The sequence below is a fragment of the Synechococcus sp. MIT2312 genome (assembly GCF_059772315.1).
Window position 1 is genome coordinate 568,255 of record NZ_CM186281.1, and the last position, 25,718, is coordinate 593,972.

The window sequence follows — 25,718 nt, forward strand, 5'->3', positions numbered from 1 at the left end:
TCAGGACACCTGGACCGCTGCCCGATTCCGTTGCTCATACCGAGGGGGCTACTCCCATGTTTGATTCCATTCCTGATGCACTCGCGGCCATCCGAAATGGTGAGTGCATTGTGGTTGTGGACGATGAACGCCGGGAAAACGAAGGTGATCTGATCTGTGCAGCACAGTTCGCCACCCCTGAACAGATCAATTTCATGGCCACCGACGCGCGTGGTCTGATCTGTCTCGCCATGGAGGGCGAACGCCTGGACGCGCTTGATCTCCCGTTGATGGTCGATCGCAACACCGATTCCAATCAGACAGCCTTCACGGTCAGCATTGATGCGGGCCCTGAGAATGGGGTTTCCACAGGGATCTCAGCGGACGACCGTTCGCGCACGATCCAGGTGGCGATCCAACCGGGTTCCAAACCATCGGATCTGAGGCGACCTGGACATATTTTCCCGCTCAGAGCCAGGCCGGGAGGTGTTCTCAAGCGAGCAGGACACACTGAAGCCGCAGTGGATCTCGCCCAGATGTCGGGCCTCTATCCCTCCGGTGTCATCTGTGAGATTCAGAATCCGGACGGCTCAATGGCACGTCTTCCGGAGCTGAAGATCTATGCGCGTGAACGCGGGCTGAAGCTGATCAGCATTGAAGACCTGATTCGCTATCGCCTCGATAACGAACGCTTTGTGGTGCGATCGGCTCAATGCTCACTGCCGACGGAATTCGGATCGTTTCTCGCCATTGGTTATTCCAATGAGCTGGACGGCAGTGAGCATGTCGCGCTGGTCAAAGGCGATCCCAACAACCTGAGCGAACCGGTGCTGGTGCGGATGCATTCCGAATGTCTCACCGGTGATGCCTTCGGATCCGTGCGTTGTGACTGCCGCGCTCAGCTGCATATGGCGATGAAGCACATCGAAAAAGAAGGCGAAGGCGTTGTTGTCTATCTGCGCCAGGAGGGAAGGGGCATCGGTCTGATCAACAAGTTCAAGGCCTACAGCCTGCAGGAGGGCGGTCTCGACACCGTTGAAGCCAACGAGAAGCTTGGGTTTGCACCTGATCTGCGCAATTACGGCGTCGGAGCACAGATTCTCAGCGACCTAGGAATTCACCGGCTCAATTTGCTCACCAACAACCCCAGAAAAATTGCAGGCCTGGGCGGCTATGGCCTTGAGGTGGTGAATCGTGTGCCGATGAAAGCACCTGTCGGTGATTTCAATGCCAGATATCTGGCCACCAAAAAAGAAAAGCTGGGGCATTTGCTCGATGCCATCGAACTCAGCTCTCACTGGGTTCTCTCTCTCGACAGCAACTCCACCGATGACGGGGTTCTTTCAGATCTGCTGCATCGCGTGGAACAGCTCAGCAAAATCAGTGGCCTTCAGTTACGGGCCGAACAAGGGCCACGCTTGCTGGCCTTGTGGGAACGACCACGTTTCGTCTGGTCGCTGCAGGGATCAGATCCTGACTCAGGCTCGATCATGGCAATGCTTGAAACCATGGCGAGCTGGCCGGAAACTTCAAGGCTTGGTCTTCTGCATACGGTGAATGAACAGCAGATCACCCATCCACCCCAGACACTGGAACGCAGGGAGCTCAAACGCAGCTCGTTGACTGATGCGTCGCAGGACACTGCCTGGTTCCCCGAAGGAAACCAGGCAGCCTTGATTCACTGGTCCTGAACGCTGACCTTGTTAATGCGTGTGCCGTTCTTGATGGCCATGACCACGTCCATATCACCGGTCAATCCGAAGACGGTGTGGACACCATCCAGGTGAGGCTGTGCGTCATGAACGATAAAAAACTGGCTGCCTCCTGTATTGCGACCGGCATGGGCCATCGACAGAGCACCGGGAACGTGCTTCTTGCTGTTGATTTCGCAATCGATCATGTATCCGGGACCACCGGTGCCGGGCGTTCCTCGTGAACCCTCACGGCTGTTGGGGCAACCACCCTGTGCCATGAAACCGTCGATCACGCGGTGGAAGGCAAGCCCGTCATAAAAGCCATCGCGAGCGAGCTTGACGAAATTGGCAACGGTGTTGGGAGCATCCTGTTCGAACATCTCCAGCTTGATATCGCCGGCGTCCGTGGACATGAGAACGGTCGTCAAGGCGTCAACTCGAAAACACCATGCTAGGCAGGTGGCTGTGCAGGCCGACCTCAACCACGCCATGAGTCAAACAGCCTCAGGTCCAGAGCTTGATTCCGCCCGGGTGGGAGTGATCGGCGGCAGCGGTCTGTATTCCATCAACAACCTGGAATCGGTGCGTGAGGTGCAAACCGAGACTCCGTTCGGCAAGCCATCGGATGCACTGAGAGTCGGAACACTCAACGGCGTTGAGGTGGTGTTTCTGGCTCGTCATGGGAGTCAGCACCATCTGCTTCCCAGCGAAGTCCCCTATCAGGCCAACATCTGGGCCATGCGAAGCCTCGGTGTGCGCTGGCTGATTTCAGTGTCCGCCGTGGGATCGCTGAGAGAACACCTGAGACCACGTGACATGGTGGTGCCGCATCAATTCATTGACCGGACCAGGCAACGCCCTCAGTCATTTTTCGGAAACGGATGCGTTGCGCACGTCAGCTTGGCTGATCCGTTCTGCCCCACCCTCTGTGAATGGCTGGCAACGTCAGCAGCGGCAGCCATGCCCGTAGGTCACCATCTGCATCGTGGTGGAACCTATCTCTGCATGGAGGGACCAGCGTTTTCAACCCGCGCAGAAAGCGAGCTCTACCGAAACTGGGGTTGCGATGTGATTGGCATGACCAACCACACGGAAGCACGCTTGGCGAGAGAAGCGGAAATCGCCTATGCCTCCCTGAGCATGGTGACTGACTTCGACTGCTGGCATGACGACCATGACGCCGTCACCGTGGAGATGGTGGTCGGCAACCTCAAAGCCAATGCAACGGCAACCGGGCCGATTCTGGAACGGTTAATGGGCCACTTCGCCAAAGAGCGACCCGAATCGCCAGCACACCGTGCACTGGAGCATGCGCTGATGACGGCTCCCGATGCGGTTCCTGCTGCAACACGCCAGCGCCTCGACCTGTTCACCAGTCCTTACTGGGGAAGCGTTCAGACCTGAACAGGGAGTGACTTGCCCTGACTGGCCAGCGCTGATCTCAGATCAGCGGCATGAGCTTCAAGCAGGGCATCAGCTTCCTTCGCCCCCAGATCACAGCTGCCCATCAGCAGGGCACGTTTCACTGATCCCTGGGCGCGTTCCAACAGAACAAGAGCGACTTCGCGTTTCAACCCGAGAAGGTCCCTGAGCATCCGAATGGAGCGATCGACAAGTTTGCTGTTGCTGGCAGCAACGTCAACCATCCGGTTGCCGTAGACCTTGCCAAGCCGCACCATCACCCCTGTTGAGAGGATATTGAGTGCCATTTTCGTGGCCGTTCCAGCTTTCAGGCGGGTTGAACCTGTCAACAGCTCAGGCCCTGTGAGCAGACGAACGTCGATCGCGCAAGGAAGAGGTGCCTGCTCCGAAGGAACACAAGCCATGGCAATCGTGAGTGCTCCGAGCTGCTTGGCATAGCTGAGTCCACCGCGGACATAAGGAGTCGTCCCTCCTGCAGCGATACCGACCAAACAATCCTCTGTGCGAAAACCACGTTGCTGAAGATCGGTGACCGCAGCAGATTCAAGATCTTCAAGACCCTCGGAACTCCGCAACAACGCCGGAGCACCCCCGGCAAGAACGCCCTGAACCAGCTCCGGTGGGCTGCAAAAAGTGGGTGGACATTCAGCAGCATCCAGAACTCCGAGCCGACCTGAGGTCCCTGCACCCAGATAAAACAACCGACCGTTCCGCTGAAGTCGTTCGGCAATCGCATCGATGGCCTGGCTCAGAGCCCTTCTGGCTCCAAACACAGCCTCTTGGGGCCTTCGATCCTCGTCAATGAACAGCTCAACCAGTGCATCGGTGGAGAGCTGATCAAGTTGATCACTCGCTGGATTCACCTGTTCGGTGAGCAGATAACCCCGGTCATCCGACGGAGACACCAGCGAGGGGCTGGACTCAGAGCCAATGGATGGGACGTCAGCCATGGTTAGAGAAGACCCTCAAGGCGCCGCCGAACATCATCAAGATCCTTGATGGAGGTATCCGTGTCGTCCTTGGATGCAAGTCCCTGCTGCTGGTTCAGATCCTGTTCCGGCTCCTGCTCCTGCCAGTTGGCCACGTCACGATTGGCAGTCGGTGGGGCCAGCATCAGGCGTTCATCATCCGACTTGGGCACAAAACCATCAGAGACGAAACGGGCCTCATAACCCGCTTCACGACAGAACAACTCGATCTCCTCGCGATCGAGAGCTTCAACGCTGGGAGTGGGAAAGTCCTGCGCTTCCAGCAGTCCGGCATAGCGATCAGCATCATCGCGGTTCTCAAACATCAGCACCACCGTCTGACCCGAGAGCTCGAGGGAGTGAATGCCTTCGCTGTCCTGTCCTGCGTCGTACAGGAGCACGTGAACCAACATGCTGATCAGTCGTCAACAGCAGTCTCTCATCGGAACAGGGGCCTAGTAACCGTTTGCTCGCTCAAGACTGAGTTCCTGCAGTCGTTGATAAAGCGCCCGTTCATCGTCATCCAGAGCCGCTGGGATCACAATCACAATTTCCACAAGCTGGTCTCCGCAATCGTCTCCAAGCTGAAGACCGCGACCGCGCAATCTCAACAGTCGTCCGCTGGATGAACCCGGAGGGACCTGGAGGGTCACCGGGCCGGACAGAGTGGGCACATCAACAGCACAACCAAGCGCGGCATCCGGAGGAAGCAACTCAAGTCGGTAATGCACCCGAAGACCATCAATGCGCAGCCCGTCATCCGTGATCACCCGCAGGTGCAGGAAATGATCGCGACCTCCCGGTGCAACCCCTTCCAGGCGCAACCGCCAACCATCTCCGGCTCGAGGCGGAGTCCCGACTTCAACCAGGGTGCCGTCCCCTAGCTCCAGCTCCACGGTTGTGCCCTGAAGGGCCTGATCCGGTGAGAGATCAACAACCGTTTCCAGATCGTCTTCACTGCGGACCGGAGGGGGTGGTTGCGGCGAAGCCTCAGGCCAGTGAGCCCCATACGCCTGGTCAGTCCCTGCGCTGGGGTCTGACGGCTGCTCTGGCACGTCCTGATCTCTTGCAGCCTGCTCTCGACGAACAGGCTCTCGTTCCAGACCGAGAACAACGGCAAGGTAGTCCTCAAAATCGGGAAATCCAGTGCTGAAAGGGTCAGTTGCAGCAACTCCTCCGCGTTGGCGCGTCTGCCATTCCTTGCGCCGCTCAGGGTTGCTGAGCACCGCATAAGCCTCATTGACCAGCTTGAAGCGTTCTTCGGCGTGACGATCATTGCCATTCAGATCAGGGTGCCAGCGTCTGGCTTCACGCCTGAATGCCCGCTTGAGCGCGTCCGGAGCTGCGCCAGGCTCCAGACCAAGCAATGACCAGTAGTCCGGTTCAGCGGAAGTTGTCATCGTCCCAGGGGTCAATCCCTCTGCGTCCACCACTCATGCGTCCGTCGTAACGGTCGTAGCGGGTTTGTGGCGATGCCCAGGGATCATCATCCCAGTCGTCTTCGGCAAACAGCTCGTCCTTGAGAGTGCCGAGGGTACTTTTCAGTCCCTGCAGAGGACCCGCCTCGGTCTGACGCTCAGCCGTGAGTCGACGGTTCAGACCGAACAGCGCTTCCTGAAGACCGCTCACAGCCATCTCAAGCTCCTGAAGATCGTCCTGCTGAAGGAGATCCTGAACATCACGAACCGACATCTCCACTGCTCTTTGCTGACGTTCTGCGCCATAGGGACCGAGCTCCAGAGCAGCATCACGAAGGCGACGCTCGGCCTGTGCCACCAGGGTCATCGCCGAATTGCGCCGCTCAATGGTGGAGCGCTTGCGACGGTCTTCATCAGCGCGTGCTTCGGCTTCAGCAAGGAGACTCTGAATTTCATCCTCACTGAGTGTTGATCCTCCCTGGATGGTCACCGACTGCTTGCGGCCTGTCGTCCGGTCCGTTGCACTCACCTGAAGGATTCCGTTGGCATCAATATCAAAGGCAACCTGAATCTGAGGCACACCACGCGGGGCGGGAGGAATACCCGAAAGACGGAAACGGCCGAGTGATTTGTTGTCTGTCGCCATCTGGCGCTCTCCCTGCCAGACATGAATTTCGACAGACGATTGATTGGGCTCCGACGTGCTAAACACGTCGGACTGACGGACAGGGATCTGGGTATTGCGAGGAATCAACACCTTCATCAGGCCTCCGATGGTTTCCAAGCCCAGCGACAGCGGCGTGACGTCATTAAGAAGCAGATCGCGCAGTTCACCGGTGATGATTCCTGCCTGGACCGCTGCGCCCACGGCAACGACCTCATCTGGATTCACCGACTGGCAGGGATCATTGGGAATGAGTGTTCTGACCAGCTGCTGAACCATCGGCATGCGGGTGCTTCCGCCAACAAGCACCACGTCATCAATGTCTTCAGCGGCCCAACCGGAATCTCTGAGTGCTGACTGAACCGGAACGAGCAACCGGTCGAGAAGATCTGGGCACAATCCCTCGAAGGTTTCCCGATCCAGAGTTGTTTCGATGTGAAGAGGGCCGTCAGCGCCTGTCGCGATGAAGGGCAGAGAGACGGGCGTTGAGGTCACACCGGAGAGCTCCTGCTTGGCCTTTTCAGCAGCTTCGGTGAGTCGTTGCAGTGCCTGGCGATCACGCCTCAGGTCGACACCGTGCTCCTTGAGAAAAGCTTCCGCAAGCCAGTCAACAATGCGTTGATCAAAGTCGTTGCCACCCAGTTGGGTGTCTCCATTGGTGGCTTTGACATCGAAAACACCATTGGCGATCCTCAGCAGCGACACATCGAAGGTTCCGCCACCGAGATCGAAAACGAGGGCGCGACGGACCGCACTGCGATCAAAGCCGTAAGCGAGAGCTGCAGCAGTGGGTTCATTGAGAATCCGCTCAACATTGATTCCCGCCAGACGACCGGCATCCCGGGTGGCCTGACGCTGGGCATCGTTGAAGTAGGCGGGAACAGTGATGACTGCGGATTCCACCTCTTCGCCGAGATAGGTGGAAGCGTCATCCACAAGCTTGCGCAGGATGCTGGCCACCAGTTCCTCTGGGGCATACTCACGCTCGGTCTGAGGACATGCCACGCGGACATTGCCCTGGCTGTTGGAACGGACCGTGTAGGGAACGGTGAGTGATCCGTCGTCGATTTCATCCCAGGCACGACCGACAAAACGCTTGAGATTGGAAAAAGTGTTGCGCGGATTGAGAACCAGCTGACGTCGAGCCGGTTGACCCACCAGGAGTTCGTTGTCTTTGGTGTACCCCAAGACAGAGGGGGTCGTCCGGGTCCCCTCCGCATTGGCAATCACCACGGGCCGCCCGGCCTCAAGAACAGCCACGACGGAATTGGTGGTACCCAGGTCGATTCCGACGATCCGGCCCATAAAAGCCTGTGTGGAATCCCACGGTAACGGCCCAAACAGCTCTCACCCAGCCCCCCACGCACGCATCCCACAGAGTGCTTTAACGCGCTCTTAGTGATCCGGGTGCCGTTGGACCGTTACGTTTCAAGGGTCTGTTCAGAACAGAATGCCCGGGTCGTTGGAGCTGTATCGCTTACGGCGACGTCCGCCGATTGAAAAATCGGTGGATGGCGGTTTCAGGATCCTGGCGATCGTGCTGGCCTCCGTGGTGGCAATGGTGCTGCTGGCCATCCTCATCGTGGTGTTCTGGGGATCGCTGGATTCGATGGGCCGATATGGCTGGTCTTTTCTGGTGACCTCCAACTGGAATCCAGTCAAAGATGAATACGGCGCTTTCACAGCCATTTACGGAACGCTGCTGACATCGCTGCTGGCATTGCTGATTGCAGTGCCTCTCGGTGTGGGAACAGCGATCTTCATCACCGAAAACATCATTCCCCTGAGACTCCGAACGCTGATCGGATTGATGGTGGAGTTGCTGGCGGCGATTCCCTCAGTGGTGTTGGGACTTTGGGCCATCTTCGTGATGGAACCGTTCATCCGTCCCTTCCTCGAAGTCCTGCACAAGACCCTCGGCTGGCTGCCTTTCTTTTCAACGGATCCCATGGGACCTGGAATCGCACCGGCGGTGTTGATTCTCGTTGTGATGATTCTGCCGATCATCACGGCGATCTCCAGAGACTCACTCAACCAGGTGCCGATGAAGCTGCGTCAAGCCGCCTACGGCGTTGGCACAACGCGCTGGGGGGCCATTCTCAACGTGATGCTTCCGGCTGCAATCTCAGGAATTGTGGGAGGCGTCATGCTGGCCCTTGGACGAGCCATGGGTGAAACGATGGCCGTCACCATGATCATCGGCAACTCGAACACCTTCAGCTGGTCACTGCTGGCACCCGGTAACACCATTTCAGCGATGCTTGCCAATCAGTTTGGCGAGGCCGACGGAAGCCAGGTTTCGTCGCTCATGTATGCAGCATTCATCTTGATGATTCTCACCCTTGCGGTGAACCTTCTGGCCCAATGGTTGGTCAAACGTCTGAGCCTCAAGTACTGAACCATGGCACTTTCACCAGCATTCAGCCAGAGACGAGACATCCCAGACCTGTCGTATAAGCAGGGCTTGAGGCGCAATTTACTCAACAGAGTTCTGACGTTTCTGGCCGGATTGTTTTCAGCGATAGCCGTTCTGCCGTTAATTGCCGTACTGGCATATGTGCTGATCAAGGGTGGAGGTGTGCTCAACCTGAGTCTGTTCACTGCAGCATCAACAGGACTTGAAGGTGGTGGCATTGGCAACGCTGTGATCGGCACAATCATCGTCACCTTTCTATCGGCTCTGATCGCCATTCCAGTCGGGGTAGGAGGTGGGATTTTTCTTGCTGAGTATTCGGGAGGTGGGGTCTTTGCGAATTTTATTCGCTTCGGGACCAACGTGATGGCAGGCGTCCCATCAATTATTGCCGGTGTCTTTGTTTATGCTGTGATCGTCAAAACAAAGATTATTTTTGGCAACTCCTACAGTGCAATTGCAGGTGGCGTTGCATTGTCGATATTGATGCTGCCGACGGTCATCAAGACCACTGACGAGGGGCTAAAGCTGGTTCCCGACGATCTCCGTCGCGCCGCGTTGGGTGTGGGCGCATCCAAATTCGTCACGATTCTGCGAATCACCCTTCCTTCAGCCTTCACCCCCATTGCCACAGGTGTGGTGTTATCGATTGCGAGAGCAGCAGGAGAGACAGCGCCATTGATTTTCACAGCTCTGTTTTCACCCTTCTGGCCTGAAGGATTCGATGCAATTTTCCACCCAATTGCAACGCTTTCAGTACTGATCTACAACTTTGCGACACTGCCCTATGAATCTCAGAACGAACTCGCATGGGCAGCATCGTTCGTGCTTGTTCTATTTATCCTGTTGATCAATATGTTTGCTCGATGGCTAAGACGCTTTGCCTCCAATTGAAGCACCAATCTTTAACCAAATGACTTCCACCAGCCAGTCGAGCAGCGCCGTCACAAAAGACATCTGCCTCTCCATTCAGAACACCACAATCAGCTACGGCAGCTATGAGGCCGTCAAGAGCGTTTACTGCGATATTCCTCGAGGCAAAGTCACCGCATTCATCGGCCCATCAGGTTGCGGTAAATCAACGGTTCTGAGAGCACTGAATCGGATGAATGATCTGATTGAGGGCTGCAGCCTGAAAGGACGCGTGCTGTTCGACGGAGCTGATCTTTATGGCCCGTCAGTCGATCCGGTGGAAGTGAGGCGCCGAATAGGCATGGTGTTCCAGCAACCGAATCCGTTCCCAAAAAGTATTTATGAAAATATTGCTTTCGGTGCTCGAATCAATGGCTACACAGGAGATATGGATGAATTGGTTGAACGTTCACTACGCCAAGCTGCCGTTTGGGATGAGTGCAAAGACAAACTCAATGAGAGTGGGTACTCCCTGTCTGGCGGTCAACAACAACGCCTCTGCATTGCACGCACGATCGCGATTCAACCGGAAGTGATCCTGATGGATGAGCCCTGCTCAGCTCTGGATCCAATCTCGACATTGAAAATCGAGGAAACGATGCACGAATTGAAGAAGAGTTTCACGATCGTGATTGTGACGCACAATATGCAGCAGGCCTTGAGAGTTAGTGATATGACCGCTTTCTTTAATGCTGAAGCAGTCGAAGGAGGATCTGGAAAAGTCGGCTATCTCGTGGAGTTCAACGAAACAGAAATGATCTTCAATTCACCATCTCAACAAGCCACACAGGATTACGTCTCAGGTCGATTCGGCTGATCAACCGTTTGTGGATGAATTGAAAGCATCGATCCCCATAGATCGATCGCTGTGAACCTTCCAATAAAAAACCGGTCCCATGGGACCGGCTGAAAACGGAGAGGGAGGGATTCGAACCCTCGATAGAGTTGCCCCTATACAGCATTTCCAGTGCTGCGCCTTCGACCACTCGGCCACCTCTCCAGGGGCTCGTCTGGCACGTCAGAATGTAGCAGGGCGTTTCCACTTCACTGAATGAGGCCGACTCATCGGGTCACCATCCACTGGAGACAGAAAGGTCGGGTGATTTCTCATGAGGTGCCGGAGGGTGATTACATCCTGCAGAGCTTTGAACAACAGGGAGATCCACTGCCTTTTTCGTGCCGAAACGGTTGTTGCACGACCTGCGCTGTTCGTGTTCAGCAGGGTGAACTGGATCAACAGGAAGCCATGGGACTCTCCAGAGAACTGAGGGCCAAGGGCTATGGGCTTCTCTGTGTGGCAAGAGCTATTGGCCCTCTTGTCGTTGAAACTCAGGATGAGGATGAGGTCTACGACCTGCAATTCGGTCGACACTTCGGCAGAGGGACGATCAAACGTGAGATCCCTCTCGAGGAACTCGAAACCTGGAATGAATGACAAAGCAACATCTTGATTGCGATGCAGCCGCCGCAGATGCCGGACTGGCGGCCCTGAGACTTGAGGAACTCAGTCAGGTCGCCAGAGCGACAGCTGCTTTGGGTGGATCGGTGCTCATGCAGCATTACGGGCAACACGTCTCGATCCGAGAGAAAGGACGTGCCGGAGATCTGATCACCGATGCCGATCTGGCTGCTGAGAAAGCCGTGCTCAGCGGTCTTGGCGAAGCAACCCCTGAGATTCCGGTTTTGGCAGAGGAATCAGGAGCACAAGGCGATGTTTCCGAACTGTGCTGGTGTGTTGATCCTCTCGATGGCACGACGAATTTCGCGCACGGATACCCCTTCTTTGCCACATCAATCGGCTTGCTCTGGAAAGGTCTCCCGATCCTCGGGGCGGTGGCTGTTCCGTTGTTGCAGGAGGTGTTCTGGTGCTGTCCCGGCACAGGAGCTTTCCTCCATGACCATCGCATCAAGGTGAGTGGCTGTACGTCACTGGAAGACAGCCTGCTGGTGACTGGTTTCGCCTATGACCGCAGGGAACGCGCGGACAACAACTACGCGGAGTTCTGCCGGTTGACCCACAAGACAAGGGGTGTGCGTCGCGGTGGAGCTGCAGCTGTTGATTTGGCCTATGTGGCTGCGGGACGAGTCGATGGTTACTGGGAGCGAGGCTTATCTCCTTGGGATCTGACAGCTGGAGCTGCTTTGGTGGCGATCGCAGGAGGTGAAGTCAGTGATTACCGAGCGCGGAATTACGACATCTCGTCCGGTCGGATTCTGGCCAGTGGCCCTGGGCTGCACAGCACACTTCAGAGTGAACTCGAGGGGATCAAGCCTTTCGCAGAACGGCTCTACGCAGACTGAAACCCGGGCCATGGGATCCTGATCGAAGCAGCGATAGGCGCGATGGCCCTGCAACCCGCCTCAGGCGTGAGAGATCTCAATCCTCAGCAGGTTCAGCGCAACCAGGAACTCAGAGAAACACTGGCGGAGGTGTTTCGTCTCTGGGGATACGAGGAAGTCACGCCTCCCAGGATTGAACGGATGGACACGCTCAAGGCAGGAGGAGCCATCGACAGCCGAGACATCGTGAGACTCGTCGCGGATGAACCACTGGGACTGAGACCAGAACTGACTGCCTCCATTGCCAGAGCAGCCTGCACGCGGCTGTTAGAGCGCCAACGCCCATTACGACTCTGGAGTTGCGGAACGGTCTTCGAGTCAAGAACAGCCGACGAAGGCGGTCAGTGCATTGAGGAGAACCTGCACTGCGGTGTTGAGCTATTCGGAGGCCTGGGGGTTGAGTCAGAACTTGAGTTGTTCAGTCTCTTGCTGGCATCGCTGAAGGGCCTGAACCTGAACCAGAGCCATCAACCCAGGCTGTTGATCGGACACACCAGCCTGATGGACCTGTTGCTCGAACCTTTTGATGCGAGGCAGAGGCACAGGATCCGAACCTGCCTCAGTCAGTACGACCGCCTGGGACTGCAGGAGCTTGAACTGGAGAACGCTGCGCATCACAACCTGGCTTCCTGGCTCGACCGACGAGGCAGTCCCGGGGAGATCCTCGAAGCACTGGATACGCAGTATCCCAATCAAGCTGTGCTGAAGCAGCTGCAGAGATTGTTCACACATCTCCACCCTCTTGCTGAAAATTCGGGCCTGCAACTGCAACTCGACCCAACATTTCAACCTCATTACGAGCTCTACGACGGAATCGTGCTGCAACTGGTCTGTCAGGGAACATCCGCTCCCGTTGTTATCGCGCGCGGCGGACGGTACGACTCACTCGTCAGAAGACTTGGCGGTGAAGGTGCTGAGGCAACAGGTCTGGGATTCAGCTACTGCGTGGATGACATCAGGGATCTGCCGGGAGATCCCATCCCCACAACCCGTGAAGAGACCGCGGCGCTGATCTGTTTTGGGCCCAAGCAAACTCTCGAGTCAGCACTGCAGCGCCAGATGGCGCTGCACCAACAAGGAAGGATCAGCGTGCTGGATCATCGTGCCTGCAGCGATCAGGCTGAAGCCCTGGATCGCCTGAAACAGTCGGGCTGCGACAGTCTCGAGTGGATCGATCCCTAAGATCAGCCGGCGCTGAGCGGATGCATGGCTCACACGATCGTGACCGACGTCTGCGAAGGAGGGGGCGATTGCGTCGACGCCTGTCCTGTCGCTTGCATCACACCTGGAACTGGTAAAAACACAAAAGGAACTGAGTATTACTGGATTGATTTCGAAACCTGCATTAACTGCAGCGTTTGTCTGCAGATCTGCCCCCTCGAGGGCGCAATCCTGCCCGAGGAACGATCAGAGCTCCAACAGCCACGGACGCTCTGACGTACGGAAAACTCTCCAAGCAAGCTCTTGATCAGCAGCACCCACCATGACTAATTTTCAGCAAACTCATGCGTGCTGATGTCGGTGCTTGAACAGGGTCAGATTCAGATCCATACCGAAAACATTTTTCCAATCATCAAGAAGGCCGTTTATTCAGGCCACGAGGTATTTCTAAGAGAACTTGTCAGCAACGGCACTGATGCCATCAGCAAGCGACGCATGGCTGCAATGGCAGGCGATTGTTCTGAAGGAGATGAAGGTCTGATCAATATCACTGTTGATCGAGAAGCAAAGACGGTCAAAATCAGTGACAACGGAATCGGCATGACTGCTGATGAAGTGAAAAAGTACATCAATCAGGTCGCATTCTCCAGTGCAGAAGATTTTCTGGAAAAATACAAACAGGAGTCAGACGCCATCATCGGACATTTCGGCCTTGGCTTCTATTCCAGCTTCATGGTTGCCAAAGAGGTTGAACTGATCACACGTTCAGCCCGTCCCGACAGTGACGCAGTTCGCTGGGTTTGCGACGGATCACCCGCATTCAAACTCGAGAGTCACGAAAGATCTGAGCCTGGAACAGATGTCATCCTCCATTTAATGGATGATGAACTGGAGTATCTGGAGCCAGCAAGGTTGCGCACACTGATCACCCAGTACTGCGACTTCATGCCTATTGATGTTCAACTCGAAGGTGAAAGTGTCAACAAGCGCAACCCAGCCTGGAGGAGAAATCCAAGAGAAATGTCCGACCAGGACTATATCGACCTTTACCACTATCTTTACCCATTCCAGGGAGATCCTCTACTCTGGGTTCACTTAAATACCGACTACCCCTATACACTGCAGGGAATCCTCTTCTTCCCTCAATCGGTGGGTCGAGCTGACTGGGAAAAGGGAGATATTCGATTGTATTGCAATCAAGTTTATGTGAGTGATTCGATCAAGGAAATTGTTCCGCGCTATCTGCTTCCTCTGAGAGGAGTGATTGACTCCCCCGATATTCCTTTGAATGTGAGCAGAAGTGCTCTCCAAACAGATCGCAAAGTACGATCTATCGGCAACTTTGTTGCCAAGAAAGTTGCTGATCGCCTGAAGAATCTGAAGAAGGACCAACCAGAACAATACGCTGAAGCTTGGGACTCTCTGGCGCCTTTTGTGAAAATAGGCGCTATGGAAGATGATAAGTTTGCCGAGCAGGTTTCCGATTTGATTCTGTTCACAACAACTGCAGAAGCAACTGAGGGAGAACCCGAACCGATCAAGGCAGGAGAAAAAAATTACACAACATTGTCGTCATACCAGGGGAGACTTTCAGACACGCAATCCAAACGGATTCTTTACTGCACTGATGAAGTGGCCCAGGCTGGTGCGCTGTCCCTCTGGAAAAGCCAGGGAGCTGAAGTGGTTTTCGCCGAAACGGTCATCGACAGTCAGTTTCTGCCATGGCTTGAGGCAACCAATGAACAGTTCAAATTCCAGAGAGTGGATGCGGAGCTCGACGAAAGTCTCCGCGATGAGAAGCCGGAAATCAGTGACCAGGATGGTGAAACGCAGAGTGAATCGATCAGAAACCTGATCAAAGAAGCACTTAGCAACGACAAAGTCACGATTCAGGTACAGGCGCTGAAGGGAGGTGAAGATGCCCCACCAGCCATGATCCTGCTTCCGGAGCAGATGCGACGCATGAATGACATGGGCGCGCTGATGGATCAACGGTTGCCCGGGTTGCCTGACCACCATGTGCTGCTGATCAACCGCCGGCATCCGCTTGTCGAAGGACTGCTGAGATTGTCTTCAGGAGGCGTGCTTGTCGGAACTGAACAGTCGTCCCCTAGCAAGCAACTGGCTTCAGAGCTCGCTTTGCACCTGTATGACATGGCACGCTTAAGCGTGGGTGGACTGGAACCCAATGAGCTGGCGGGCTTCCAGACACGCAGCGCCAGGCTGATGTCCGAGCTGGTCAGCAAAGGGACCTGACCAGGTCTGTTTGCTAAATTGGCTGCTTGGCCAATGGCCACTGAAACAAAGGATCGTCATCATGTCCCGGGTGTGTCAGCTCACTGGTACGCGTGCCAATAACGGAATGGCAGTGAGCCACTCCCATATCAGAACCAAAAAGCTGCAGCAGGCCAACCTGCAGCAACGACGACTCTGGTGGGCAGAAGGCAACCGCTGGGTGAATCTTCGGATCACAACCCGTGCCCTGAAGACCATTCAAAAGAAAGGTCTTGGTGCCTATGCCAAGTCCCTTGGCATTGATTTGGCCAAAGTCTGAATCGTTACTGACATGCCTCAGCTTGTGCTGAAACGCCGAGACTTTCTCGGCATCACAATCACTGGGGCAGCAGCTCTGTTTTGGAACCCGTCAAAGGCAAAGGCCCTTGGAGGCAAGCTTCCCGAGATTGGAGATCCAGCACCCAGTTTCAACCTCCCAGGCACTCTGGGGGGAAGCGAGTCAAAAAACTGGAACCTGGACGACTGGGCCGGTCGCTGGCTTGTGCTTTATTTCTATCCGAGAGACTTCACGTCTGGTTGCACGATTGAAGCTCACGGCTTCCAGGAATCACTCAAAGATTTCAACGCTCATCAGTGCGATATCGCAGCAGTTTCAGCTGACAGCGTTGATGATCACGAGTCATTTTGCAGCAGCGAAGGACTCGACTTCACGTTGCTATCCGATCCTGAAGGCAAGGTCAGTCGTCAGTACGGTTCATGGATGGCCCCGTACTCACTTCGGCACACATTTTTGATCGATCCGAAGGGTGTTTTACGCGCACGCTGGACGGGAGTCAGACCTGTTGGGCATGCTCAGGACGTGCTAAATACTTTGGTGTCAGAACAGAGTAATTCCATTGCTTAACAGAATCTCTGAGGAGCTGAATCGTGGAGTTAAATCAGAATCATACGGGAGTTCATGCCAATGAATTTGAACATCGGCAGCAGTAATTTTATCATTCTTTATCATCGGACACCGTTCGATGAAGCAAAAGATGATTCAGGTCAACGGGTTTGGAGAGACCAAAAGAGTCCGAATGGAATTATCCCGACTCTGAGAAACCTGTTCCGAGACCGAGACAACGGAACCTGGATTGCCTGGCGACAGGTTGATGACTTAACGAATGCCGAAGATGAACGAATTACGATGGATGAACCTGCTTCATTCACACTAAGACGAATACCACTGGAACAGGAACAGATTTCAAGCTTTTACCACGTTACTTCCAAGGAATCATTCTGGCCAATTTTACATACATTCCCAAATTACTTTGACGTTAACAATACCGATTGGAGTATTTTCGAAGAAGTAAATCAACGCTTTGCGGACGCTGCATGCTCAGAAGCAGCCCCAGGGGCAACTGTATGGATTCATGATTACAACCTTTGGCTGGTTCCTGGATACATTCGCAGCAAGCGTTCAGACTTAAAAATAGCTTTTTTCCACCACACTCCATTCCCCAGTAGTGATGTGTTTTCAATCCTTCCCTGGAGGAAGCAGATTGTGGAAAGCTTACTCAGTTGCGACGTCGTTGGATTTCATATTCCTCGTTATACAGAGAACTTCGCAAGGGCCGCGAATTGTCTGCTTGGAGTGGAAAAAGGAGAAAAACAAAACGTTTCTCTTCGATTTCTTGGTTGTGGATCTGCCTTGACAGAGCCATGTGAAACCCCATGGCTGAATTATCGAGGGCGAAAGGTGCGCCTTCTATCATCTCCAGTTGGAACGTCTCCGGATGTTATTCAAGCGCTCACAAAAGATTCGCATGTCCGTCATTTATCAGAGCGTATCGACGAAGATACAAAGAAAGGACGAAAGCTTATCCTTTCTGCCAGCAGAGTCGATTACACCAAAGGTAACGAAGAATTGTTATTGGCATTTGAGCGACTGCTTGAACGTCGTCCCGACCTGCACGGAACAGTTGTGCTGATGTTGGCCTGCGTTGCCGCAGCTTCAGGAATGAGAATCTATGAAGATACCCAGCGACTGATTGAAGAAACAGCTGGTCGTATTAATGGGCGTTTCAGCAAAATGGACTGGGTTCCAATTCGGTTCTCAACACGCAGAATTCCCTATGAGGAGATGGTGGCTTGGTTTTCACAAGCAGATATCTGTTGGATCACACCACTTCGTGACGGTCTTAACCTGGTAGCCAAGGAATATGCCGCCGCCAGAAAAGGGCAGGCTGGAGTTCTCGTACTGTCCGAATTTACAGGTGCTTCAGTGATTCTGGATGGTGCAGTTCTGACCAATCCTTATTCGCATAAACAGATGGATGCTGCCATTGACGCAGCGATTGATATGCCCATATCAGAACAGGTCGAAAGAATGGAGAAAATGAGTTCAGCAGTGGAAGCATTCACTGTGTCGGACTGGGCGGATGAACAAATGGGTGCACTTGAGACCCAGGAGTAAAAGCATGCTCTGGATCAGAAGGAGATCATTCAGGCTTTTGATGGTCTCGATCATCATCATCGCCAGCGGTCTCTTTGGTCTTTCTGTGGTTGCAAGACAACCGGAGCATGTCTCCATCTTGATGCCGGCTCCCTTCGCTGATTCGACTGTTGAACTCGTTAAAAGGTTTAATCGACAACACCAGGGTCGAATTCATCTGAATGTGATCAGGGGTCCTCTGGAAACTGAGGCAATTTCAGACTTGGCAATCAGCAGTCTTTTATTGGGTGATACGCCCTTTGATGGACTTCTGATGGACGTGACCTGGGTGCCGAAATATGCAAAGGCGGGATGGCTCGAATCCCTTGACAACTATTTCAGCAACGATGAAGTGAATGCACTTGCCTCAGGGGCCAGTGAAGGGAATCACTATCAGGGGTCACTGTTGCGTTGGCCGCTCACTGCAGACATCGGTCTTCTGTACTGGCGAACAGACCTGATGGATGAACCCCCTCGAACTCCGCAAGAACTGGAAAGCATCAGTCAGAAACTTCAATCCAGCGGCAGCGTCCCCTATGGCTATGTCTGGCAGGGAAGGCAATATGAAGGACTCAGCTGTGTTTTTCTCGAGATCATTGATGGTTTTGGCGGTACATGGTTTTCACCCGAATCCGGGCAAATTGGATTGGACAAGCCAGCGGGATTTGCCGCTGCAGAGTGGCTCGATGGCCTGATGCAACGAGGCATCAGCCCACGGGCCGTCACCAACTTTTCTGAATCTGAGGCCTTGCAAAGTTTCAAGTCCGGCCAGGCTGCCTTCATGCGCAACTGGCCCTATGCATGGGCTGAATTACAAAAAAATGACAGTCAGGTTAGGGACAAAATTGGTATTACAACGATGGTGGCGCAAAAGGGCGATCAACCTGCTGCAACCCTGGGAAGTTGGGGACTGAGTTTATTGAAGGGGTCCGAAAATCCTGAATCAACCGTTGAGGCGATTAAATTCCTCACCAGCGAGGAATCACAACGCTATTTGTATAGCCAATACGGCTATACGCCAACTCAAAAAGCGATCTTCAATGATCAGAACCTGCTGAAGGAGCATCCTTCCTTGCAATCCATCGGTGAAGCCTTGGCGTATGCACGTTCCAGACCAGAAACTCCCCTTTATGCGCAGGTCAGTGATGTTCTACAGCGGAAACTCAGCGGCACACTCACTGGCATGACATCCCCCAAAGCAGGAATGCAACAAGCCGAGCAATCGACAATTCAGGTGCTTGAAGCAGCAGGAGCAGCCCCCTAATGCCATTGATGCTGCTGCTGCTTCCATCCCTGCTCTTCCTGATTGCGGTGTTTGCACTGCCGCTGATTCGCTACGCGTGGCTCAGCTTCCACGCTGATTCCGTGATGACAGGACTGCTGGCCATCCCCAATCAGGGGGCGAACTGGCAGCGGTTCTTGCATGATTCCCGTTACTGGCAGGACCTGCTCCAGACGCTTCGCTTCGCCTTTGTCTCGGTGACGGCTGAGATCGTGCTCGGCTTGATCATTGCCTTGATCCTCAATCAGCCCTTGCGCAAGCGGGCACTGATCCGATCCTCCTCATTAATTCCATGGGCCTTGCCCACAACGGTGATGGCGCTGGGCTGGAGATGGATTTTCAATACTCCCTATGGGCCCCTTGACCGGCTGATGCAATCGGGATTGGGACGACCGCTCAACGCACTCGGAGAACCATCGATTGCATGGATCACCACCGTCTACGCGGACATCTGGAAAACCACGCCATTTGTTGCGCTGATCCTGCTTGCCGGCCTGCAGACGATTCCCTCTGATCTCTACGAAGCTGCAAAACTTGAGGGAGCAGGTCCCTGGATCTGTCTGCGGCGCATCACGGTTCCTCTCCTGCTTCCCTATTTGGGTCTTGCGCTGATGTTCAGACTTGCTCAGGCATTCGGAGTGTTTGATCTTGTCCAGGTGATGACCGGAGGTGGACCAGCGAGCAGCACGGAGAGTATTGCTCTTTATGCCTATTGGAACGCTCTGCGTTTTCTCGATTTTGGATATAGCGCAACCATCATGATTGGCAGCTTCGTGATTCTCTGTTCACTCATTGTGATTGCCTGGTTGGTGATCTCGATGGCTCGAAACCGTTGCGCAGGAGCTTTCGCAAAATGAAAGCAACACGTTTAGTGGTTATCACTTTGTTGATCTGGTCACTCAGCCCATTGGCCTGGCAGCTTTACACCTCGTTCTGCACGGATCAGGCTCTGGTGACACCGTTTGCTTCACTTGATCAACGTTGGACACTCGCCCATTATCAAAGTGTTCTGCAGAGTAATCCCCCTTTCATACGCTATCTCTTCAATAGTTTATTCGCAGGAGCCGTCTCAACAGTCCTCACATTGTTATTGGCAATTCCCGCAGGTTATAGCCTAAGCAAACTCGGGCAGCGAAGTGCACTGATCGTCAAATGTGTATTAATTGGATGTGCATTATTCCCCTACGTTCTGCTCTTTCTGGCATTACTAGAGATCGCCAGACACCTACAACTGGGAAACAGCCTGATTGCACTTGCCATTCCCTATGCAGCACTATCGCAACCTTTGGCAGTTCTGCTTCTCACAAATGCATTTTCAGATCTGCCTCCTGAGCTCGAAGATGCAGCCAGAGTTGAAGGCTTAAGCGTTTTGCAACGATTTCGTTGGATCCTGCTTCCACTGATTTCACCAGCCATTGCCAGCACAGCAATTCTTGTATTTCTGTTCTCTTGGAATGAATATCCAATCGCACTCACATGGATCAGCGACTCAGATCAATTAACACTACCAGTTGCGATGGCAAGAATTGCGGGATCATCCATTCATTCAGTTCCTTACGGTCCTTATGCAGCAGCGACAGTGATTGGTTCCATACCCCTCATCCTATTGGTCATGGTGTTCCAAAAACCGATTGTTTTGGGCTTAACCACTGGAGCCGTTAAGGGATGACACTTGAACTCAAGCAGGTCGGGCGAGCCATCAACAACCAATGGATTGTTGAAAACCTGACCATGACGATCGCAGACAATGAATGTCTTGCTCTCGTAGGACCAAGTGGTTGCGGCAAAAGCACAACATTGCGCCTAATCGCAGGACTTGATCCTGTTAGCTCCGGATCGATTCACATCAGTGGTCGTGACATCACACCCCTCTCTCCGGCTGAGCGAAGCGTTGGCATGGTGTTTCAAAGCTACGCACTGCTTCCGCACCTGACGGTGTTTGAAAACCTCGAACTTGGTTTGCGGATTCGAGGCGTATCCAAACGCGAAAGAACCTCAAAGATCAGACAGATTCTTGAGCTGGTGCAACTTCTGAATCGAGCCGGCAATCGCCCTGCTGAGCTCTCAGGTGGTCAGCGTCAAAGAGTTGCCTTGGCCAGGGCACTGCTCAGAAACCCTGAGGTTTATCTTCTCGATGAACCAATGAGCAATCTGGATGCACAGTTAAGAGAGGATATTCGTCCTGAACTTCGTCGACTGGTCCTGGAGCAAAACAAACCGACCATCTATGTCACTCATGATCAACATGAAGCCATGGCAATGGCACAACGGATCGCTGTACTTCGTGAAGGAACAATCGAACAGATTGATACCCCATACAATCTCTACCACAATCCTTGCAGCCTTTTCGTTGCGCGTTTCATTGGTCGACCACAAATCAATTGCCTGAAGGACGAGTCAGATCATCTTCGCGCTGTGAGACCAGAATCGATTCATTTTTCTGATTCAGGATTACCCGGCAAGCTTCAATCGAGAGAATGGCTGGGGAATTCCCAGTTGCTGTTCGTTGAAACACAACAAGGATTGATTCGAATGATGGCACCTCCTGAGCAGAACATTCCGGAACAGATCAAACTGACCTGGCGGGCTGAGGACGAAATTTTCTTCAACGCTGAAACAGGATGTCGTTTAAGCCGATAATTTTTGAAGTTCACCAACAAGCATGGTCTCGTGAAGCTGAGCATCACGCTTGAGTTGCTCGATCTGTGAGCCATCGCGATGGGCCGTCATCGCTGCCTGCCATTGGTGGTTCAACTGATCGGCGTTGAGCGCATCGTTTAGATCCACCCAGGGCAAGGCCGCAAGTTGAGCGGCTGCCTTCACTTTCGGGTCATAACTCAGTGCTGCGGTCGGGCAACCTGCCGTTGTAGCGAGAATCAAGGCATGCAGACGCATTGCGATGACCAGTGCCGATTCACTAAACAACGACTGGACCTGCTGAAGAGAGTCGGCCTGGATCTGCACGGAACGTCGACACAATCCCTCAGGGATCACATTTCGACTGCGTAAATCATTCCACAATGAGGCGTCCTGATCTGCGTGGAAAGCCAGCCAGACCACTTCAGAACAACCACTGGAACTGAATCGATCAACCGCCTCGAGAAGAACACTCCAACCCTTGATGTCTAATAAAGGAGTGGGTCTCCAGCAGAGGATCAGCCGGTTTCCACCCCTCCAGGATGGCGAGGGATGACGCCACACCGGGTCAGGTCCCATCACCATGGGAATGCTGAGCCCCCAGCGCTGCGCCAGCCCCATCGAGCCTGGATCCCTCCAGGACACAGCAGTTACTCCAGAGAGTGTGTGTTTCACCAAGAAACTGCTGAATCGACCCTGCAATGGCCCTAGTCCCTGACCCCAGAGCAGAATTGAAAGACGCTTGAAACGGGCGATCCAGAGGAGAACGAGATAGTAAACAAGGCTTTTAAAGCTGGTTCCGTCCTGAAGCAAACTGCCCCCACCAAGAACCAGAACATCAACGCGGTTCAGAGCCTGAATGGTCTCCGACAGTGATCGACGATCCACCGTCGACACCCCAGGAACCAACGCGTGAACAGCGTCGGAGTCCCTGGCTGTCACCACAAGGTCCCAAGTGGAAGGGATCTGCGATACGAGCACCTGGAGCAGTGCATCGTCGCCGAGATTGTGCTCTCCGTAATAACCACAGAGCAGCACGCTCAACTTCCGGCCACTGCGAAGCGCCCTCACCAGTCATCCACAGTTGATCAGACATTATCCAAGTCCTCAACCGTTACGGTGAACGACGCCATTGAAATGACATGCACGCGCTATCGCTGGGGACGTGGTGGATCCATTGGGCCTCAGTGGCTGAATGGCTGATGGCCATCGTGCTGATTCATCAATACAAACCCGATGGCCAGACAGCCACGACTCAGCGGATCGCCTGGGCGATGCTTCCAGCTCTGGTCAGTGCAATGGCAGCGTGCACCTGGCATCTCTACGACAACGCTGAAGAACTGCGCTGGCTGGTCACGCTTCAGGCATCGTTCACCCTGATCGGCAACGCCATGCTGGCCTGGGCTGCATGGTCGATCAAAGCGCCAACAAGCCTGGAGGATCAGATCTGATGCCCGACTTCGATCCATCACCCTTGTTCGCACTCTCTCTGTTCCCCTATCTGATTTTTCTTTATTACCTGGGTCAACGTCGGCTGCTTCCCGCCCTCAGTCGCAGGGGCTTTCAGCTCACGCTGTTGTTTGTCGGAATCACCATTGCAGCAGCTGTGATTGCAGATCTCAAATTTGGAACTGAGCTGGTGGCGATCGATCCCCTGCATGGCGGAGCCGAAGCGTTCCTGACCCTCAGCAACGCCGTCATCGTGGCAGGCCTGGTCGGGTATCAAAAAGCACTGCGATGAACAACTTTTACAAGAGCTGTACGTGAGTGCCTAAAGGCTGGAAGATGAATCGTTGCCTCTGTTCTTCATGCTCGCTCCACTACTGGCCATTGCTCCCGCCACGCTGACCTGGTCTCCAAAGGTGGGGCTTGTGATGATTGTCTGCAACGTCATCGCCATTGTGATCGGCAAAGCTGCGATCAAATTTCCGAATGAGGGGGCCCAGTTGCCCAACCCATCATTCTTCGGTGGGATGAGTCATGCTTCTCTGCTGGCCACAACAAGCCTTGGCCACGTCATCGGCATGGGTGCCATTCTCGGCCTGTCTACCCGAGGGGTTCTTTAAAACGACTCCGAACTGATCAATCCACATGCAGGGGTGGCGAGGCCACCCTTTTTTTGTGGTTTCAGCTACGAACAGAAGGCACTTCAACACCAGTTTCAGAGGAGTTCTGAACCTGGGTGTTGATGAGGTTGAAACGTGCGCGAATTCTCTCAGCCATCTGATCAGGGAGCAGGCCGAGCGATTCGAAACTCTGCTGTGGGGTGGCATGGTCCACCAACACGTCTGGAATTCCAAGCCTCATGACAGGCAGATGAAGTTCAGACTCCTGAAGGGATTCAATCACCGCGGACCCGAAGCCGCCCTCCAATGACCCCTCCTCCATCGTGACAACTCGACCGATGCGCTGGACCAGTGGATGCAGCAGCGCTGTGTCGAGAGGCCTGAGGAATCGAGCGTTGACGACTGTGGACTGAATCCCCTGAGCAGCAAGAATTTCAGCTGTCGCCATCGCTTTGGCATTCATGGCGCCATAGGCCACGATCAGGAGATCATCTCCAGACCGCAGAACTTCCCCGCAACCGATCGGAAGCGGTTCCCATCCTTCCTCCATGAGGGGAACGCCTTCACCGGGCCCCCTTGGAATTCGAATGGCGCAGGGCCCGTCGTGCTTGAGGGAGCTGACCAGCATGCGTTGTAGTTCAGCCTCATCCTTGGGCGCCATCACCGTGAAGTTGGGGATGGCACGCATGTAACTGATGTCGTACTGGCCCTGATGAGTCGGGCCATCGGCGCCAACGACGCCAGCACGATCCAGCACGAAGGTGACCGGCAGTTTCTGAATCCCTACATCGTGAATCAACTGGTCGAAAGCCCTTTGCAGGAAGGTGCTGTAGATGGCGACAACCGGACGAAGGCCATCCGATGCCATACCGGCGGCAAGAGTCACCGCATGCTGTTCAGCAATACCCACGTCGATGTATTGATCCGGTAGAGCCTTCTGGAGCAGATCCAGTCCCGTGCCTGTGGCCATAGCCGCGGTAATCCCCACAACGCGGGGGTTCTGCTCGCAGATTTTGACCAGAGTCTGTCCGAAAACCTTGCTGTAACTGGGTGGTTTGGGAGTTTTGCTCGGGCGGGCCTTACCAGTGTTGAGGTCAAATGCCGACTGGGCGTGATATCCCACCTGATCGGCCTCGGCATAGGGGTAACCCTTGCCCTTGGTGGTGAGCACATGCACCAGCACCGGACCACCCACGCGGTGAGCCTCCTGGAATGTTCTCATCATCTCGGCAATGTCGTGGCCATCGACGGGCCCCATGTAGGTGAAGCCCAGTTCTTCAAACACAGCACCCAACTTGGGCACCGCCAGACGACGCATGCTGCCCTTGAGTCGGTTGAGTTCAGCGGGAAGATCTCCTCCCATGAAAGGGAGATGGCGCATACTTTCCTCCACGCTCCCTGACAAAAACTGCATCGGAGGGCTGAGCCTCATCCGGTTCAGATGACTAGAGAGAGCCCCGACCGGTGGGGAAATCGACATGTCGTTGTCGTTGAGCACCACCAGCAAGGGTGTGTTGGGCATGTGTCCCGCATGGTTGATGGCCTCAAGGGCCATTCCGCCGGTGAGTGCTCCGTCACCGATCACCGCAACACATTTATGGTCCTGGCCAAGGCGGTCGCGGGCCATGGCCATGCCCAGTGCAGCTGAAATGGATGTACTGGCGTGACCGGCGCCGAAATGATCGAATGAGCTCTCACAACGTTTGAGATAACCAGCAACACCTCCCTTCTGTCTGAGTGAATCGAAATCGGCGTAGCGACCTGTGATCAGCTTGTGCGGATAGGCCTGGTGGCCCACATCCCAGACCACACGATCACGATCCAGATCAAGAGTCTGGTAAAGAGCGAGAGTGAGCTCAACAACCCCTAGGCCAGGGCCGAGGTGACCACCGCTATTGGACACCACTTCCAGGTGGCGTTGTCGAATCTGAGCCGCAACATCTTCAAGCTCGACTACGGATAGTCCATGCAGCTGATTGGGATGCGATAGATCGCTCAGGTGCATGAGCCTCCCGGCAGATTGAGTCAATCTACGAGGCGTGCCTGCCGCCCGT

The 25,718-nt window shown here is 54.4% G+C and carries 27 protein-coding genes and 1 tRNA gene; 20 read left to right on the top strand and 8 right to left on the bottom strand.

Features of this window, described 5'->3' with window-relative positions:
• Positions 1-56 precede the first annotated feature (56 nt).
• A complete protein-coding gene (gene ribBA / locus AC6EI9_RS03525; RefSeq protein ID WP_498469130.1) occupies positions 57-1,670 on the top strand; it encodes a bifunctional 3,4-dihydroxy-2-butanone-4-phosphate synthase/GTP cyclohydrolase II in 1,614 nt (537 codons plus the stop codon).
• Here the strand turns inward: ribBA and AC6EI9_RS03530 are convergent.
• Positions 1,658-2,086, bottom strand: a complete 429-nt coding sequence (locus AC6EI9_RS03530) for a peptidylprolyl isomerase (protein WP_498470147.1) — start codon at positions 2,084-2,086, stop codon at positions 1,658-1,660. The two genes, ribBA and AC6EI9_RS03530, sit on opposite strands and share 13 nt — an antisense overlap.
• A gap of 76 nt (positions 2,087-2,162) precedes the next feature.
• Between AC6EI9_RS03530 and mtnP the strand changes: the two genes are divergently transcribed.
• Entirely contained in the window at positions 2,163-3,077 is a 915-nt protein-coding gene (gene mtnP / locus AC6EI9_RS03535; protein WP_498469131.1) for an S-methyl-5'-thioadenosine phosphorylase, read from the top strand.
• Here the strand turns inward: mtnP and murQ are convergent.
• From murQ to dnaK, 4 genes are read right to left on the bottom strand one after another with little or no spacing between them, the layout of a single operon-like run.
• Entirely contained in the window at positions 3,068-4,045 is a 978-nt protein-coding gene (gene murQ, locus AC6EI9_RS03540; RefSeq protein WP_498469133.1) for an N-acetylmuramic acid 6-phosphate etherase, read from the bottom strand. The two genes, mtnP and murQ, sit on opposite strands and share 10 nt — an antisense overlap.
• Positions 4,046-4,047: 2 nt before the next feature.
• Entirely contained in the window at positions 4,048-4,476 is a 429-nt protein-coding gene (locus tag AC6EI9_RS03545; protein WP_498469135.1) for a DUF3110 domain-containing protein, read from the bottom strand.
• Positions 4,477-4,518: 42 nt separating this feature from the next.
• Entirely contained in the window at positions 4,519-5,463 is a 945-nt protein-coding gene (locus AC6EI9_RS03550; protein WP_498469136.1) for a DnaJ domain-containing protein, read from the bottom strand.
• The gene (dnaK, locus tag AC6EI9_RS03555) at positions 5,447-7,450 is read right to left on the bottom strand and encodes a molecular chaperone DnaK (protein ID WP_498469137.1); all 2,004 of its coding nucleotides are present in this window, start codon (positions 7,448-7,450) and stop codon (positions 5,447-5,449) included. The genes AC6EI9_RS03550 and dnaK overlap by 17 nt, the downstream gene beginning before the upstream one ends.
• Before the next feature lie 145 nt (positions 7,451-7,595).
• Between dnaK and pstC the strand changes: the two genes are divergently transcribed.
• Genes pstC through pstB form a run of 3 tightly spaced genes read left to right on the top strand, consistent with a single transcriptional unit; the run spans position 7,596 to position 10,287 of the window.
• Positions 7,596-8,543, top strand: coding sequence for a phosphate ABC transporter permease subunit PstC (gene pstC, locus AC6EI9_RS03560; RefSeq protein ID WP_498469138.1), 948 nt, complete (start codon positions 7,596-7,598; stop codon positions 8,541-8,543).
• A 3-nt stretch (positions 8,544-8,546) separates the two neighbouring features.
• Positions 8,547-9,452 carry a phosphate ABC transporter permease PstA gene (gene pstA / locus AC6EI9_RS03565; protein ID WP_498469139.1) on the top strand — a complete coding sequence of 302 codons (906 nt, stop codon included), beginning with the start codon at positions 8,547-8,549 and terminating at the stop codon, positions 9,450-9,452.
• Between the two features lie 19 nt (positions 9,453-9,471).
• A complete protein-coding gene (pstB, locus tag AC6EI9_RS03570; protein ID WP_498469140.1) occupies positions 9,472-10,287 on the top strand; it encodes a phosphate ABC transporter ATP-binding protein PstB in 816 nt (271 codons plus the stop codon).
• A 96-nt stretch (positions 10,288-10,383) separates the two neighbouring features.
• On the opposite strand, the gene AC6EI9_RS03575 is transcribed toward pstB, so the two are convergent.
• A tRNA-Ser gene (locus AC6EI9_RS03575) sits at positions 10,384-10,470 on the bottom strand.
• Between the two features lie 51 nt (positions 10,471-10,521).
• On the opposite strand from AC6EI9_RS03575, the gene AC6EI9_RS03580 reads away from it, so the two are divergent.
• From AC6EI9_RS03580 to AC6EI9_RS03635, 12 genes are all read left to right on the top strand, one after another.
• Positions 10,522-10,905, top strand: coding sequence for a 2Fe-2S iron-sulfur cluster-binding protein (locus tag AC6EI9_RS03580; RefSeq protein WP_498469141.1), 384 nt, complete (start codon positions 10,522-10,524; stop codon positions 10,903-10,905).
• On the top strand, positions 10,902-11,771 hold the full coding sequence (locus AC6EI9_RS03585; RefSeq protein ID WP_498469143.1) for an inositol monophosphatase family protein: 870 nt from the start codon (positions 10,902-10,904) through the stop codon (positions 11,769-11,771). Before AC6EI9_RS03580 ends, AC6EI9_RS03585 begins: the two co-directional genes overlap by 4 nt.
• Positions 11,772-11,813: 42 nt before the next feature.
• Positions 11,814-12,992 carry an ATP phosphoribosyltransferase regulatory subunit gene (locus AC6EI9_RS03590; protein WP_498469144.1) on the top strand — a complete coding sequence of 393 codons (1,179 nt, stop codon included), beginning with the start codon at positions 11,814-11,816 and terminating at the stop codon, positions 12,990-12,992.
• Positions 12,993-13,016: 24 nt separating this feature from the next.
• Positions 13,017-13,247: a ferredoxin family protein gene (locus AC6EI9_RS03595; protein ID WP_498469146.1), complete on the top strand. Its 231-nt coding sequence runs from the start codon at positions 13,017-13,019 to the stop codon at positions 13,245-13,247.
• Positions 13,248-13,325: 78 nt separating this feature from the next.
• Entirely contained in the window at positions 13,326-15,227 is a 1,902-nt protein-coding gene (htpG, locus tag AC6EI9_RS03600) for a molecular chaperone HtpG (protein WP_498469147.1), read from the top strand.
• Between the two features lie 61 nt (positions 15,228-15,288).
• A complete protein-coding gene (gene rpmB, locus AC6EI9_RS03605) occupies positions 15,289-15,525 on the top strand; it encodes a 50S ribosomal protein L28 (RefSeq protein ID WP_066907589.1) in 237 nt (78 codons plus the stop codon).
• A gap of 27 nt (positions 15,526-15,552) precedes the next feature.
• Entirely contained in the window at positions 15,553-16,110 is a 558-nt protein-coding gene (locus AC6EI9_RS03610; RefSeq protein WP_498470148.1) for a peroxiredoxin, read from the top strand.
• Between the two features lie 60 nt (positions 16,111-16,170).
• Positions 16,171-17,661: a glucosylglycerol-phosphate synthase gene (gene ggpS / locus AC6EI9_RS03615; protein ID WP_498469148.1), complete on the top strand. Its 1,491-nt coding sequence runs from the start codon at positions 16,171-16,173 to the stop codon at positions 17,659-17,661.
• A 4-nt stretch (positions 17,662-17,665) separates the two neighbouring features.
• On the top strand, positions 17,666-18,943 hold the full coding sequence (locus AC6EI9_RS03620; protein WP_498469149.1) for an ABC transporter substrate-binding protein: 1,278 nt from the start codon (positions 17,666-17,668) through the stop codon (positions 18,941-18,943).
• Positions 18,943-19,818, top strand: a complete 876-nt coding sequence (locus AC6EI9_RS03625; RefSeq protein ID WP_498469150.1) for a carbohydrate ABC transporter permease — start codon at positions 18,943-18,945, stop codon at positions 19,816-19,818. The genes AC6EI9_RS03620 and AC6EI9_RS03625 overlap by 1 nt, the downstream gene beginning before the upstream one ends.
• On the top strand, positions 19,815-20,630 hold the full coding sequence (locus AC6EI9_RS03630) for a carbohydrate ABC transporter permease (RefSeq protein ID WP_498469151.1): 816 nt from the start codon (positions 19,815-19,817) through the stop codon (positions 20,628-20,630). Before AC6EI9_RS03625 ends, AC6EI9_RS03630 begins: the two co-directional genes overlap by 4 nt.
• A 62-nt stretch (positions 20,631-20,692) precedes the next feature.
• Complete coding sequence (locus tag AC6EI9_RS03635) at positions 20,693-21,601, top strand: ABC transporter ATP-binding protein (protein ID WP_498470149.1); 909 nt, start codon at positions 20,693-20,695, stop codon at positions 21,599-21,601.
• Here AC6EI9_RS03635 and csaB read toward each other — a convergent pair.
• A complete protein-coding gene (gene csaB / locus AC6EI9_RS03640) occupies positions 21,590-22,636 on the bottom strand; it encodes a polysaccharide pyruvyl transferase CsaB (protein ID WP_498470150.1) in 1,047 nt (348 codons plus the stop codon). The genes AC6EI9_RS03635 and csaB overlap by 12 nt on opposite strands.
• A gap of 104 nt (positions 22,637-22,740) precedes the next feature.
• Between csaB and AC6EI9_RS03645 the strand changes: the two genes are divergently transcribed.
• The 3 genes from AC6EI9_RS03645 (at position 22,741) to psaK (ending at position 23,664) form a co-directional block, all read left to right on the top strand.
• On the top strand, positions 22,741-23,049 hold the full coding sequence (locus AC6EI9_RS03645; protein WP_498469152.1) for a DUF2499 domain-containing protein: 309 nt from the start codon (positions 22,741-22,743) through the stop codon (positions 23,047-23,049).
• Entirely contained in the window at positions 23,049-23,339 is a 291-nt protein-coding gene (locus AC6EI9_RS03650; protein WP_498469153.1) for a DUF3593 domain-containing protein, read from the top strand. The genes AC6EI9_RS03645 and AC6EI9_RS03650 overlap by 1 nt, the downstream gene beginning before the upstream one ends.
• Positions 23,340-23,406: 67 nt before the next feature.
• Complete coding sequence (gene psaK / locus AC6EI9_RS03655) at positions 23,407-23,664, top strand: photosystem I reaction center subunit PsaK (RefSeq protein ID WP_498470151.1); 258 nt, start codon at positions 23,407-23,409, stop codon at positions 23,662-23,664.
• A gap of 61 nt (positions 23,665-23,725) precedes the next feature.
• Here psaK and dxs read toward each other — a convergent pair whose 3' ends face one another.
• Entirely contained in the window at positions 23,726-25,669 is a 1,944-nt protein-coding gene (dxs, locus tag AC6EI9_RS03660) for a 1-deoxy-D-xylulose-5-phosphate synthase (protein ID WP_498469154.1), read from the bottom strand.
• Positions 25,670-25,718: the final 49 nt, after the last annotated feature.

Excerpts from the sequence above, each read along its gene's own strand:
- ribBA (WP_498469130.1), top strand. The coding sequence starts at position 57 with ATGTTTGATTCCATTCCTGATGCACTCGCGGCCATCCGAAATGGTGAG.
- AC6EI9_RS03530 (WP_498470147.1), bottom strand. The coding sequence starts at position 2,086 with ATGTCCACGGACGCCGGCGATATCAAGCTGGAGATGTTCGAACAGGAT.
- mtnP (WP_498469131.1), top strand. The coding sequence starts at position 2,163 with ATGAGTCAAACAGCCTCAGGTCCAGAGCTTGATTCCGCCCGGGTGGGA.
- murQ (WP_498469133.1), bottom strand. The coding sequence starts at position 4,045 with ATGGCTGACGTCCCATCCATTGGCTCTGAGTCCAGCCCCTCGCTGGTG.
- AC6EI9_RS03545 (WP_498469135.1), bottom strand. The coding sequence starts at position 4,476 with ATGTTGGTTCACGTGCTCCTGTACGACGCAGGACAGGACAGCGAAGGC.
- AC6EI9_RS03550 (WP_498469136.1), bottom strand. The coding sequence starts at position 5,463 with ATGACAACTTCCGCTGAACCGGACTACTGGTCATTGCTTGGTCTGGAG.
- dnaK (WP_498469137.1), bottom strand. The coding sequence starts at position 7,450 with ATGGGCCGGATCGTCGGAATCGACCTGGGTACCACCAATTCCGTCGTG.
- pstC (WP_498469138.1), top strand. The coding sequence starts at position 7,596 with ATGCCCGGGTCGTTGGAGCTGTATCGCTTACGGCGACGTCCGCCGATT.
- pstA (WP_498469139.1), top strand. The coding sequence starts at position 8,547 with ATGGCACTTTCACCAGCATTCAGCCAGAGACGAGACATCCCAGACCTG.
- pstB (WP_498469140.1), top strand. The coding sequence starts at position 9,472 with ATGACTTCCACCAGCCAGTCGAGCAGCGCCGTCACAAAAGACATCTGC.
- AC6EI9_RS03580 (WP_498469141.1), top strand. The coding sequence starts at position 10,522 with ATGAGGCCGACTCATCGGGTCACCATCCACTGGAGACAGAAAGGTCGG.
- AC6EI9_RS03585 (WP_498469143.1), top strand. The coding sequence starts at position 10,902 with ATGACAAAGCAACATCTTGATTGCGATGCAGCCGCCGCAGATGCCGGA.
- AC6EI9_RS03590 (WP_498469144.1), top strand. The coding sequence starts at position 11,814 with ATGGCCCTGCAACCCGCCTCAGGCGTGAGAGATCTCAATCCTCAGCAG.
- AC6EI9_RS03595 (WP_498469146.1), top strand. The coding sequence starts at position 13,017 with ATGGCTCACACGATCGTGACCGACGTCTGCGAAGGAGGGGGCGATTGC.
- htpG (WP_498469147.1), top strand. The coding sequence starts at position 13,326 with ATGTCGGTGCTTGAACAGGGTCAGATTCAGATCCATACCGAAAACATT.
- rpmB (WP_066907589.1), top strand. The coding sequence starts at position 15,289 with ATGTCCCGGGTGTGTCAGCTCACTGGTACGCGTGCCAATAACGGAATG.
- ggpS (WP_498469148.1), top strand. The coding sequence starts at position 16,171 with ATGAATTTGAACATCGGCAGCAGTAATTTTATCATTCTTTATCATCGG.
- AC6EI9_RS03620 (WP_498469149.1), top strand. The coding sequence starts at position 17,666 with ATGCTCTGGATCAGAAGGAGATCATTCAGGCTTTTGATGGTCTCGATC.
- AC6EI9_RS03625 (WP_498469150.1), top strand. The coding sequence starts at position 18,943 with ATGCCATTGATGCTGCTGCTGCTTCCATCCCTGCTCTTCCTGATTGCG.
- AC6EI9_RS03630 (WP_498469151.1), top strand. The coding sequence starts at position 19,815 with ATGAAAGCAACACGTTTAGTGGTTATCACTTTGTTGATCTGGTCACTC.
- AC6EI9_RS03635 (WP_498470149.1), top strand. The coding sequence starts at position 20,693 with ATGACGATCGCAGACAATGAATGTCTTGCTCTCGTAGGACCAAGTGGT.
- AC6EI9_RS03645 (WP_498469152.1), top strand. The coding sequence starts at position 22,741 with ATGCACGCGCTATCGCTGGGGACGTGGTGGATCCATTGGGCCTCAGTG.
- AC6EI9_RS03650 (WP_498469153.1), top strand. The coding sequence starts at position 23,049 with ATGCCCGACTTCGATCCATCACCCTTGTTCGCACTCTCTCTGTTCCCC.
- psaK (WP_498470151.1), top strand. The coding sequence starts at position 23,407 with ATGCTCGCTCCACTACTGGCCATTGCTCCCGCCACGCTGACCTGGTCT.
- dxs (WP_498469154.1), bottom strand. The coding sequence starts at position 25,669 with ATGCACCTGAGCGATCTATCGCATCCCAATCAGCTGCATGGACTATCC.